Origin of the sequence: Paramylibacter kogurei, from assembly GCF_002742285.1 — a bacterium.
Classification (GTDB): Bacteria; Pseudomonadota; Alphaproteobacteria; order Rhodobacterales; family Rhodobacteraceae; genus Amylibacter; species Amylibacter kogurei.
Window position 1 is genome coordinate 172,405 of the sequence record NZ_MDGM01000009.1, and the last position, 12,674, is coordinate 185,078.

Genomic DNA, 12,674 nt, shown 5'->3' on the forward strand with positions numbered 1-12,674 from the left:
ATTCAAATGTAATCGTTTACAAGCATTTTTTGATATGGCAAAAGAATGCAATTAAATTGGACGGGTTCGTGCAGGCAAAAACAGCGAAAATTCAAGACGTTGCGCGTATTGCGGGTGTGTCAACTGCCACCGTTAGCCGTGCGTTATCCAATCCCGATCTTGTCGCGGAATCAACACGCAATGCTGTGATGGATGCCGTTGCAGAATCGGGTTATCGCATCAATCACACCGCGCGAAATTTACGCCGTCAACGCAGCGGCAGTATCCTCGCGCTTGTCCCCAATTTGGCCAATCCATTCTTTTCACAAATCTTGGCAGGGCTTTCATCCGTTTTGTCACCCGCTGGATATGGTCTGTTAATTGCAGATACACAGACCGACAATGATCCACAGGAACGGTTGCGCCATTTCATTCAAAATGGTTTGGCGGACGGGATCGTGATTTTTGACGGCAACTTGCCCAAACAAGAGTTGTTACCAGCACAACATCCACCCATTGTGCTGGCCTGTGAATGGGTTGACTTTGATTTGCCATCTGTGCGCGTTGATAACGCCAAAGGTGCACAAATCGCCATTCAACATCTCTATGATCTTGGGCATCGCCAAATCGGACATATAACAGGCCCCAACGGCAATGTATTGGCAGAAAGCCGATTGCAAGGGATGAAATCGGCATTAGCCGCATTAAACCTACAACAGCCCGATCAATGGGTGTTTCAGGGTGATTATAGCATGGATTCAGGCGCCTTTGCCGCAAAGCAATGGATGGCCTTGGACAATCGCCCAACTGCCGTTTTTAGTGCCAGCGATGAAATGGCCTGTGGTTTCATGGGCGCGTTACAACATGCAGGCATTGATGTGCCCCGCGATGTGTCCGTGATTGGATTCGATAATATCGAAGTTGTCGAACACCTGACCCCTGCGCTCACAACCATCCGCCAACCGCGCCGATTAATCGGCCAACACGCGGGACAAATGGTGATAAAAATGATTGATGACGCAACCATGCGCTGTCCCTCAGAATTGATCCCCGTTGAATTAATTATACGCAACAGCGTGGTTGCCCCAAAAACCTGAACCAGAAATTCGTCGCTTGGCAATGCCTGTATTTCCGTGGTGTAATTGGCAAAACGAAAAGGTCTGACAATGACAAATACCCCTTCATCCGATGAAATTCACCGTCTGGATCGCGAACATGTTGTGCATCCGTGGCATGCAATGGATGCGTGGCGCGGCTATGATAATATGTTGGTTGATACGGCTGAAGGTATATATCTTTATGATGGTGCGGGGCGCAAATTTATTGATGGGCCTGGTGGTATGTGGTGCGTTCAAATTGGGTATGGACGCCAAGAAATGGCCGATGCGATTGCGGCACAAGCAATGAAATTGCCCTATGCTTCGCCATTCACAAATGCCACAGAACCCGCCGCGATTTTGGCGCAAAAACTGGTTGCGATGACACCTGGTGATTTGAACAATGTGTTTTTCACCACAGGTGGATCAACAGCCGTTGACACAGCATTACGCGCGATGCATTTCATGAATAATAACCTTGGTCGCAAGGATAAAAAAATCATCCTTGCACGTGAAAAAGGCTATCACGGTTCGACATATTTGGCTGCGAGCGTAACAGGCAAAGAACGTGATGTGTCACGTTTTGATACCGCACGCGATTTGGTGCATTTTTTGCCCGATGTGAATCCGTATCATCGCCCCGACGGTATGTCGGTTGATGATTGGTGTGATGCCAAGGTTGCGGATTTGCAAAACACAATTGATACGCTGGGCGCGGATAAAATCGGTGCGTTCATCGCCGAACCGATTTTATGTAGCGGCGGTGTGATTGTGCCCCCAGAGGGGTATCACAAACGCACATTTGATATCTGTCGTGCAAACGACATCCTCTATATCTCTGACGAGGTGGTGACGGGTTTTGGGCGGCTTGGCCATTGGTTCGCATCATATGATGAATTTGGGATTGAACCCGATATGATCACCTGTGCCAAGGGTTTGACATCTGGTTATATGCCCCTTGGTGCTTGTATCATTTCCGATACGGTCATGGAACGTATGACTAGCGACGATCCCGTGTTGTTTTCCAATGGCTATACATATTCTGCCCATCCTGTCAGTTGTGCCGCCGCATTGAAAAACATCGAAATTATGGAACGTGAAAACCTGTTGGATCATGTGAAATCAGTGACCCCACATTTTCAAAAACGCCTGCAAGATTTGCGCAAATATCCCATCGTTGGCGATGTGCGCGGTATGGGGTTGCTGGGCTGTATCGAGGGGCGTTTGTCAAAGGACGGATCGCGATTGTCCGATGAACGCCGCATTGGGCAAATGTTGGATGATGCCTGCGAAGAAATGGGATTACTGGTGCGCCCGTTGATCAACATGTGTGTATTTTCGCCACCGCTCACCATCACAATTGGTGAAATTGATCAGATGTTTGATATCCTTGAACGCGCAGTTGATCTGGTTGGACAACAGATGATTTAACGCGATGCGTCGAATTTAGATTGATCGCGTCGCATTTCAACGCTAAATAGATTCTGTCTGGTTCGGGAGACATTGATCCCAATCAAGGCCGAAGGAGCAACCGCCTCGGAAACTCTCAGGCAAAAGGACCGTATCGGACACAAACTCTGGAGAGTGGTGCGAAAAAGTACCCGCCGAAGGGATAGCGATCTCAGGCACCGATGACAGAGGAGGCATCAACGCAAAGCATCACGCTTTGTTAACTGGTGCTGGGAAATCTCAGCCAACTATGGGGATGAACATTGGCTGAACTTAAAAAAACACCGCTACATAATCTACACGTTGAACTGGGCGCAAAAATGGTGCCCTTCGCTGGATATGACATGCCCGTGCAATATCCGCTGGGTGTGATGAAGGAACATCTGGCCACGCGCACAGGTGCCGGTTTGTTTGACGTAAGCCATATGGGCCAAGTGGTTTTATGGCCACGATCCAAAGATTATAAAGACGCGGCATTAGCATTGGAAAAGCTCGTGCCCATTGATGTGCTTGGCCTTGAACCGATGCGCCAACGCTATGCGTTTTTCACCAATGATCAGGGTGGGATCATGGATGATCTGATGGTCACCAATTTGGGGGATCATATCTTTTTGGTGGTGAATGCCGCGTGTAAGGATGCCGATATTATGCACCTGCAAGACAACCTGTCGGGTGATTGCATGGTCGAGGTCATTTCAGATCGCGCCCTACTTGCACTGCAAGGTCCAAAAGCGGAAACCGTTTTGGCCAAGATCAATCCAGACGTGGCCGAAATGAAATTCATGGATGTATGTGAATTGGAATTGAACGGTGCAAAATGTGTGATTTCGCGATCTGGTTATACGGGCGAAGATGGGTTTGAAATTTCAGTACATGATGATGACGCGGATAAATTGGCACGTGCGCTTTTGGCGGATGCTGATGTCGAACCCATTGGTTTGGGTGCACGCGATTCATTGCGCCTTGAGGCTGGCTTATGTCTCTATGGAAATGACATTGATACCGAAACCACCCCGATTGAGGCAGCATTAAACTGGGCCATTCAAAAGGTACGCCGCAAAGATGGCGAACGTGCGGGTGGATTTGCAGGTGCAGAAATAATCCTTGATCAAATGGAAAACGGGGCACCGCGCAAACGTGTTGGATTGTTACCCGCAGGCCGAGCACCCATGCGCGACGGCACACCATTATTTGCCAGCGAAACCGACGATGAACAGATCGGCGCAGTGACATCAGGCGGATTTGGCCCAACAATTGAGGGCCCAATGTCCATGGGATATGTCCCAACGGGGCTCGCCGCAATCGGTACCGAAATTTTCGCCGAAATACGTGGTAAACGCATGGCGGCAACGGTCACAAAAATGCCCTTCACCCCCGCAAATTTCAAACGTTAAAAAACACCTCAACAAGGAGAACACCCAGATGAAATTCACAGAAGAACATGAATGGTTAGAGCCAAATGATGACCACGTAATCGTTGGCATCACCCCCCACGCCGCCGAAGCATTGGGCGAATTGGTATTCGTTGAATTGCCAGAAGCAGGCATTAATGTATCAAAGGGTGACGATGTCGTAGTGATCGAAAGCGTAAAAGCCGCATCCGATATTTTGGCCCCTCTTGATGGTGAAATCATCGAAGTCAACGAAGCCTTGGTCGAAAACCCAGCATTGGTGAACGAAGACCCACTGGGTGCTGCATGGTTTTTCAAAATGAAACTGACCACACCGTCTGACATGGACGAGTTGATGGACGAAGACGAATACAAAGCGTTGATCGGCTAAACCCAAGGATGCCCCCTATGACTTACGATATGACAGATTACCAAGCATATGATTTTGCGAACCGGCGCCATATTGGCCCATCGCCCGCAGAAACAGAAGAAATGCTAAAGGTTGTGGGGGCTGCGTCCCTTGATGCACTGATTGACGAAACTGTACCCAAAAGCATTCGTCAAAAAAAAGCGTTAGATACGGGCGAACCGATGTCGGAATGGCAATTGCTTGGCTATATGCGCGATGTGGGCAAAATGAACCGCGTGGTCACATCATTGATCGGGCAAGGTTATTACGACACGTTCACGCCCCCCGCCATTCAGCGCAATATTTTAGAAAACCCCGCGTGGTACACAGCATATACCCCCTATCAACCTGAAATTTCCCAAGGCCGATTGGAAGCCTTGCTAAATTATCAAACCATGATCATTGATCTGACAGGGATGGAAGTGGCCAACGCATCATTGCTGGATGAATCCACCGCCTGTGCCGAAGCAATGACAATGGCGCAACGTGTGTCAAAATCCAAGGCGACCAAGTTTTTCGTTGATGAAAACTGTCACCCGCAAAACATTGATGTGATGCGCACGCGCGCGGCACCCCTTAACATCGAAATCATCGTTGGATCAGTTGATGATTTGAACGCAGACGAAGTTTTCGGGGCGATTTTCCAATACCCCGGAACATACGGGCATGTGCGTGATTTCACGCCAGAAATGGATGCGCTCCACGCGGCCAAGGCCATTGGTGTTGTTGCCGCCGATCCATTGTCCCTAACCTTGATCAAGGAACCGGGTGCGATGGGTGCAGATATCTGTGTCGGCTCAAGCCAACGATTTGGCGTACCTCTTGGATATGGCGGTCCGCACGCGGCATATATGTCTACGCGCGATGCGTTCAAACGCAACATGCCAGGGCGCATTGTCGGTGTGTCTGTCGATGCGCGTGGGAACAAGGCTTATCGCTTGGCGTTGCAAACCCGCGAACAACATATTCGCCGTGAAAAGGCGACATCAAATGTCTGTACTGCCCAAGCATTGCTTGCGGTCATGGCATCCATGTATGCGGTTTTCCATGGCCCCGTGGGGTTAAAGGCCATTGCGCAACGCATTCATTTGATGGGGGCAAAACTGGCATCAGGTATTTCACAGCTTGGCTTTACCATTGATGCCCCAGAATTTTTTGACACATTCACGGTTGAGGTTGGCGCATTACAATCCGTCATCATCAAATCCGCACTGAATGAAGGTGTAAATCTACGCGCTGTTGGCAAAACAAAAATCGGTATTTCTGTGGATGAAATGACCACGGATGAAACGCTGGGTGCCGTGTGGCGTGCCTTTGGTTTGGATGAAAGCGATTTCCCAACTAATGCCAAACATTGCCTGCCAGATGGTATGGCGCGCGCATCTGAATATATGACCCATCCAATTTTCCACATGAACCGATCAGAGGCAGAAATGACACGCTACATGCGCCGTCTTGCCGATCGTGATTTGGCATTGGATCGTGCGATGATCCCGCTTGGGTCATGTACGATGAAGCTGAATTCAGCCGCGGAAATGATGCCAATCACATGGAAAGGTTTCGCCAATATTCACCCTTATGCGCCAAAATCGCAAACGATGGGTTACGATTTCTTGATCAAAGATTTGTCGAAAAAGCTTTGTGAAATAACGGGTTACGATGCGATATCAATGCAACCTAACTCTGGTGCACAGGGCGAATATGCTGGGTTGTTAACGATCGCTGCATATCACCGCGCCAATGGCGATAAGCACCGCAATATCTGTTTGATTCCAATGTCAGCACACGGTACCAACCCTGCCAGTGCGCAAATGGTGGGTTACAAAGTTGTCGCCGTGGCAACGGCGGAAAATGGTGATATTGACGTGGAGGATTTCCGCGCCAAGGCCGAACAACATTCCGAAAACCTTGCCGCTTGTATGATCACCTATCCATCCACCCACGGTGTGTTCGAGGAACGCGTGCGTGAAATTTGCGACATCACCCATGAACATGGCGGACAGGTTTACATGGATGGTGCAAATATGAATGCGATGGTTGGCTTGGCTCAACCGGGTGAAATTGGATCCGATGTTTCGCACCTGAACCTGCATAAAACATTCTGTATTCCACATGGCGGCGGTGGCCCTGGTATGGGGCCGATTGGGATTAAAAAACACCTGATCCCACATTTACCTGGGCATCATAGCGAAGGCACATCAGGCGCGGTTTCCGCGGCGCAGTATGGCTCGCCTAGCTTGCTTCCTATTTCATGGGCGTATTGTTTAATGATGGGTGCGGATGGACTGACCCAAGCCACCAAATTTGCGATCCTTAATGCGAACTATATCGCGAAACGATTAGAGGGCGCATATGATGTGCTCTACAAGGGCCCCAAGGGTCGTGTGGCGCATGAATGCATTTTGGACACCCGCTCAATGGCCGAATACGGTGTGACGGTGGATGATGTTGCAAAACGTTTGGTGGATTGCGGATTTCACGCACCAACCATGTCATTCCCTGTGTCTGGTACACTAATGGTGGAACCAACGGAATCCGAACCAAAGGCAGAGCTTGATCGCTTTTGTGATGCGATGCTTGCCATCCACGCAGAAGCACAGGATGTGAAATCTGGCAAATATCCCGCCGACAATAATCCATTGCACAACGCACCCCACACCATGCGCGATTTGGTCAGCGATTGGGATCGCCCCTATTCACGTGAACAGGGCTGTTTCCCTCCTGGATCATTCAAGGTGGATAAATACTGGGCACCTGTGAACCGTGTGGATAATGCGTTTGGTGATCGCAATTTGATCTGTTCTTGCCCGCCAATGGATGAATACCAAGACGCAGCCGAATAAGGCGCGCGTTAACGCGCGTTTCGCGCAACCCAACTTGACCAAGCCTGTGTGCCGCCAGAGAAGACGTTAATATCCGTCGGGCGCGGCACACCGGGCACGATCCCTGTCCCCGTATACTGCCAAAATGCCCAAGGTCGATTGGGGTAAATTTTGGATGGGTGTGATGCGACAGATCGCAACCAAAATTCATATCCACGCACGCGCCACAGCTCGTTTCGATGATAAAAATCAACCGTGGAATAAATAACAGGGCGTTGGCCATATGCGCCCTCAACCCGATCCAAAAACACACGCATTTCGCTGCGCACTTTTGCCGGTTCTGGTCGGAAACGACATGTGGGTGAACGATGGTTCCATTCCATATCCAAAACAGGTGGTAACGCGCCACGCGATTTGGGCACATTTTGAATAAACCAGTTTGCCTGTTGATACGCTGGACGGCAGAAATAGTAAAAATGATACGCGCCGCGTTTCACACCCGCACGTGCCGCACCGCGCCAGTTATCCTTGAACGTTTCATCCAGATGATCGCCGCCTTCGGTTGCCTTGATATAGGCAAATTTTATCCCAGAACGGCGCACAGCGCGCCAATCAATATCACCTTGGTATTTGGAAACATCGATACCGTGGACGGCATATTGCCACGGCTTTCTGCCTTGCCAATCATGGGGGTCTGAATCCGCAAATCGGGTGCCGTTGGATGACATCGCAACAGTGTTTGGTTCGGGTGCACGTCCACCACAGGCAGCCAAAAATAACAACACCAATAACACGCACCGCATAATCATCACCTCAACCGTTACACACCTAAGTGTAGTGAAGATTGCTCAAAACACCAAAGCTCATTTCCCCAGCCTGCCGATTTTCGCCGAACGAGATTAGGTTAATTTTTAATAAAGGGCTTCAGGCTTTCTTAACCATTTGTTCACCATAGTGGCAAAGCCATGCCCCCTCCCCCTTGAGTTGGCATTAATACACGAAAGTCCAACAATGCGAATGAATTCCGTTTTCCGCCAAGCCATTTTAACCATTGCATTTTTGCTGAGCACAAGACCCGCATTTGCCATTCCTTCGCCCGAATTGGTGATCGGTTCGGTGTCATCGTTGACACAGCTTTTTGCGATTGGATTTGCAATGCTCACAGGGGGAACAGCAGCATTTGGTATGCGTAAAAAACGCCAGCAAAATTCCAAAGTTACCGTCTGGGTGATGTTTGGGTTGATTATTTTATGTCTGGTATTGGCCGCAATAAACGTCTGGCAATACACAACACAGAAACAGGCGATGCAAAACCGATTGCAAGCAACGCTTTTGCGCCCCGCACAATTTGATGGCACCAAAATCCAAGACAGCACGCTGATTGAAACACCCTATCAATCCCAAACAACAAACCCATTGGCGATTAACACCCATGATGCCAATCAGCTGTTAAATTCACCCGACACGTTGTTTCTGGATATCCGCGAAACTGCGGAAACACAGATGGGGCGGTTGCCAAATTCCAATCATATCCGTTTCCCAGATATTACCCAAAATTTGGAGCAGTTTCAGGGGAAATCAGTTGTTCTATATTGTCACAATGGCAATCGAAGCTCTGAAACTTGCGCAAAGCTCGCCGCACTGGGAATTGATTGCCGTTTCATCGCAGGGGGCATTGAAAAATGGATTGTTGAAGGGCGCGCATTTACAAATACGAATGTGCGTGGCCTTCACGATTTACGCGCCATTCCAGATTACCCAAACAAAGATAAATTGATTGATACCGATGCCTTTCATGCCCTGTTGAAACAGGGTGATTTGCAAACAATTGACACCCGTTACCCCGCCGATTTTGCGGTGTCTCATCTGCCAAATGCAATCAATATCCCACTGCGCGCTTTGCCAAGCGATACGTTAGAAACAAAAATAAATACATTGCGTAACACTCCAACTGTCGTTGCCTGTTATGATCGGCGCAGTTGTTTCATGGGCCAGGTTTTAGGATATGAGCTCGCGCGCCATGGAATCCCATTTTTAGGAAGGTACACAACGCCGTGGGATTACTTTATCCCCCCTGCTCCCAATCCACATGTTCAGGCTTGGTTAAATGATCAAAACACATCGCTTTGGCGACGCGCAGTCACCTTCATTTCGAATGGTTTGGTTTGGATAACAGAGCAAAGCCATTTCATTATCGCCATTGCAACTTTGGCATTATTGTCGCGCATTTTCGTGTTACCCATTGCACTAAAATCCGAAAGAGACCAAATTTTATCCGCTCAAAACGCAGACAAGCTCACCGCGATAAAGCAGGCGTTGGCAGATCATCCAGAACGGCGCGCACGTGCGATGCAAAAATTTCAACGTGATCTTGGCCTGACCCCATTTCGAAATATGTTGGCTTTGCTGTTTTTGCCGCTCATGGCGCTTGGTTTGCAATCGGTTGAACACTCCGCATCCCAATTTGGCGATCCGTTTTTGTGGATTAAAACCCTGTCCAAGCCTGACCCATTTTATGCCCTACCGATCATTTTTGCCACGCTGGCGGGTTTGTATCTACAATTTTCGATGGTCAAAACGCGCCGGCATTTATGGATGTGTTGGTTCATTGGTGTACCCGCACTCTTTGTACTTTGTATGAAAATAAGTGCCGCTGGAAATATATATCTCAACTTTGCGATCATCTTATTATTGATCCAGCGCGCATATGTTGTTGGCACGTTCAAACGTGTGCTGACACGAATGCGAAATTGGCTTTTGAATTTGAAACTACGGGTCCTCGATCACGGCATTTGTTCCCTTTCTTTCAGCGATCAGTTACAATTTAGCGGAAACAAAGCGTATCGGCTTTCACTCCTGAAATCACATGGTTTCCCCGTGCCGGATGGCGTTATTCTCCGCTCTGAAATCATCCAATCCTTTCAAAATTATACCGCCGCGCAGAAATCTGAATTTTGTGATAAAATCTGGAAACGCGTATCGCAAACACCTTGCGCGGTGCGAAGCTCTGCCACCAAAGAGGACGGTAATAATCAAAGCTTTGCTGGGGTATTTGATAGCGTTTTGAACGTAACCCGTCATGATTTACCCGCGGCACTCGATCAGGTGATCGCATCATTTTGCGCCACTCATACAACACTTTATGATGATCAAAACCATGTCGCAAACGATGGCAATATTTTAATTCAACATATGATAGACGCTGAATATGCAGGCGTCTTGTTTACACAAGATCCAACGGCCGCTGGCATTGCAATGATCGAAATGGTCAAAGGTTCGGGCGACGATTTGGTATCTGGGCGCAAAACGCCACAATGTTTTCGCTTTGGCCGATTTTCATCAGAACCGATCGGCATTGAAACGGCACCTATCGATCTGTGCCCATTGGTAAAAATGGGTCAGACCATTGAAAAATTATTTGGCTGTCCACAAGATATCGAATGGGCCTATGCCGACAATCAATTTTATGTGGTCCAAAGCCGCGACATCACAACAACGCCAATTGGTAACGACCCTAAATCCGTGGTGTTTCAAGAATGGAACCGCATTTTTGATCAGATCAACACCGCCGCTCCACATGAAATTTTATTTGAACAAGACGAAATGTCGGAATTATTACCGCGCCCAACGCCAATGTCTTTTTCGATAATGTCTCAAATTTGGCGCGCTGGTGGACCCGTTGATTTGGCGTCGCGTCAACTTGGGCTGCGATATGATGTTCCTGAAAACACACCTGGTTCGCTCGCTCTTTTGTTTGGCAAAACATATTGTAATGTGGCGATTAAATCTATGACTGCACTGACCCTTAATAGGTTCACTCAAAAACGTATGATGCGTGCAGCAGTAACCATACAATCTGATTTTGAAACGGAATTTCTGCCCGTTTATCTGGAAAAGATCGCACGGTGGGATGCCATTGACTTAGATCGGCTACTCCACCACCAAACTGTTGCATTGTTAAACGAGGTTTATTCAGATTTCATTAATAATACATATGTTTGGATTGAAACCGTCAATATCTTAACAAGTTTTGTGTCCCAACATGCGCGATCCGAAAAAACAGATTTGAAACCAATTCATCAACTACCAACAACCCCCTATTCACCCAATGGGTGGATCGCACAAAGCAGGCTTATCGCGAAATCCGAACGCGATCAGTTTTTGATAACAAACCTCGGCCATCGCGCATTGTTTGATTATGAAATTAAGACACCGCGGTATCACGAAACGCCTAATCACCTTTTGCGATTTATCAAAGAAACCGATGCCGCAAACACAATAAATGGACCAGAAGCACCGAATTGTCAGTCAAATGAAGTTTCGCTCGTATTTCAATTGCAGGCGCTCAAAGAGCATGCAAAACACGAAGGCCTCAAACAGTTTTCTTTGCTACGTAAAATTTTAATCAATATCGCACATCAATCCGAAATTGGTGATGCAATCTTTGACCTTGAAATGGACGAGGTTTGCAACGCTTCTTCTGGAATAAATGACGCATTGATATTGGTGGGAAAATCTCGCCATGAACATGTTCAACAACTAAAAAAGACACCGCTCAAGCCGGCAAAGCTTTCGCTTATGGATTGCGAAATTGAATCACTGGGTGAACAATTTAACGCTGTTCAGCATCGTGAAACAAATCGTGGCATAGTGGTTTCAGGTGACAAAAACATAAGCGGCCGTGCATATGTCACTTCACCAGATCAAAGCGAAACTGGCGAAGAACTTGTTGGGTTTTGTGACGGGGATATACTGATTTGCACGATGCTCCATCCAGCTTGGTTGTCATATGTGTTGCGTGCAGGTGGAGTTATTTGTGAAGTGGGCGGATGGTTGAGCCATATGTCAATCATCGCACGTGAAAAAAACATCGCTATGATGGTGGGATGCCTCGTCAGCCCTGACATAAAAACGGGAACACAGCTCATTCTCCGCAGCACAGGTGAAATTCAGATCAATTCAGGGCAAGATCAGGCAGAAGTCCCCACCAACCACTTATCCAAACAATTATAAAGAATGTTTTTACGTACCGGTTTCGCGAGGTAGTCATCCATTCCCGCATTAATACATCGTTCACGATCCCCAGGCATCGCGTTCGCAGTGAGCGCAACAATTGGACGCCGTTCAAGTGCATTTTCATTTTCAAGCCGCCGAATTTCACTGGTCGCTTGTAAGCCATCCATTTCGGGCATCGAGATATCCATTAAAACAAAATCAGGGGTACAGGATAAATACATATCGCGTGCGATTTTTCCGTTATTGGCGATACTTATTTTGCAATTCGTTTTCTTTAAGATGGTTTTGATTACGGTCTGATTTGTTTTGTTGTCCTCGGCAATTAAAATGTGACTATGGTGTCTTAGCCCCTTAAAACTGTGCCATTATTTGTTAGAGGTAGGAGGATCAGATAATGGCTCGAAAGCGTTACAAAGATGAAGATGCTTTAAAGGTATTGCGGGAGATAGAAGTGCATTTGCATGATGGCTTAGATGTTGTGAGCTCTTGCCGAAAAGCAGGCATATCAGAC

At 47.8% G+C, this 12,674-nt stretch carries 8 protein-coding genes and 2 riboswitches; of the genes, 6 read left to right on the top strand and 2 right to left on the bottom strand.

The window, feature by feature from the left end; genetic code table 11:
* The first annotated feature begins 68 nt into the window (after window positions 1-68).
* The 5 genes from BFP76_RS05075 (at window position 69) to gcvP (ending at window position 7,168) form a co-directional block, all read left to right on the top strand.
* Entirely contained in the window at window positions 69-1,076 is a 1,008-nt protein-coding gene (locus tag BFP76_RS05075) for a LacI family DNA-binding transcriptional regulator (RefSeq protein ID WP_099592112.1), read from the top strand.
* A gap of 69 nt (window positions 1,077-1,145) precedes the next feature.
* Window positions 1,146-2,507, top strand: a complete 1,362-nt coding sequence (locus BFP76_RS05080; protein WP_099592092.1) for an aminotransferase — start codon at window positions 1,146-1,148, stop codon at window positions 2,505-2,507.
* Between the two features lie 53 nt (window positions 2,508-2,560).
* Window positions 2,561-2,648, top strand: a riboswitch (glycine riboswitch).
* 3 nt (window positions 2,649-2,651) lie between these two features.
* Window positions 2,652-2,716: riboswitch (glycine riboswitch) on the top strand.
* A 72-nt stretch (window positions 2,717-2,788) separates the two neighbouring features.
* Window positions 2,789-3,919: a glycine cleavage system aminomethyltransferase GcvT gene (gene gcvT / locus BFP76_RS05085; protein WP_099592093.1), complete on the top strand. Its 1,131-nt coding sequence runs from the start codon at window positions 2,789-2,791 to the stop codon at window positions 3,917-3,919.
* 28 nt (window positions 3,920-3,947) lie between these two features.
* Window positions 3,948-4,307, top strand: coding sequence for a glycine cleavage system protein GcvH (gcvH, locus tag BFP76_RS05090; protein ID WP_099592094.1), 360 nt, complete (start codon window positions 3,948-3,950; stop codon window positions 4,305-4,307).
* 17 nt (window positions 4,308-4,324) lie between these two features.
* The gene (gene gcvP, locus BFP76_RS05095; protein WP_099592095.1) at window positions 4,325-7,168 is read left to right on the top strand and encodes an aminomethyl-transferring glycine dehydrogenase; all 2,844 of its coding nucleotides are present in this window, start codon (window positions 4,325-4,327) and stop codon (window positions 7,166-7,168) included.
* 8 nt (window positions 7,169-7,176) lie between these two features.
* On the opposite strand, the gene BFP76_RS05100 is transcribed toward gcvP, so the two are convergent.
* Window positions 7,177-7,956 (bottom strand): glycoside hydrolase family 25 protein, encoded by a 780-nt coding sequence (locus BFP76_RS05100; RefSeq protein WP_420818653.1) that lies wholly within the window; start codon window positions 7,954-7,956, stop codon window positions 7,177-7,179.
* A 202-nt stretch (window positions 7,957-8,158) separates the two neighbouring features.
* On the opposite strand from BFP76_RS05100, the gene BFP76_RS05105 reads away from it, so the two are divergent.
* Window positions 8,159-12,160 (top strand): PEP/pyruvate-binding domain-containing protein, encoded by a 4,002-nt coding sequence (locus BFP76_RS05105; protein ID WP_099592096.1) that lies wholly within the window; start codon window positions 8,159-8,161, stop codon window positions 12,158-12,160.
* Here BFP76_RS05105 and BFP76_RS14830 read toward each other — a convergent pair.
* Window positions 12,118-12,492, bottom strand: a complete 375-nt coding sequence (locus BFP76_RS14830) for a response regulator (RefSeq protein WP_420818656.1) — start codon at window positions 12,490-12,492, stop codon at window positions 12,118-12,120. The two genes, BFP76_RS05105 and BFP76_RS14830, sit on opposite strands and share 43 nt — an antisense overlap.
* Window positions 12,493-12,674: the final 182 nt, after the last annotated feature.

What these genes read in the sequence shown, in the direction of transcription:
- BFP76_RS05080 (WP_099592092.1), top strand. Translation starts at nt 1,146, where the DNA reads ATGACAAATACCCCTTCATCCGATGAAATTCACCGTCTGGATCGCGAA.
- gcvH (WP_099592094.1), top strand. Translation starts at nt 3,948, where the DNA reads ATGAAATTCACAGAAGAACATGAATGGTTAGAGCCAAATGATGACCAC.
- gcvP (WP_099592095.1), top strand. Translation starts at nt 4,325, where the DNA reads ATGACTTACGATATGACAGATTACCAAGCATATGATTTTGCGAACCGG.
- BFP76_RS05100 (WP_420818653.1), bottom strand. Translation starts at nt 7,956, where the DNA reads ATGATTATGCGGTGCGTGTTATTGGTGTTGTTATTTTTGGCTGCCTGT.
- BFP76_RS05105 (WP_099592096.1), top strand. Translation starts at nt 8,159, where the DNA reads ATGCGAATGAATTCCGTTTTCCGCCAAGCCATTTTAACCATTGCATTT.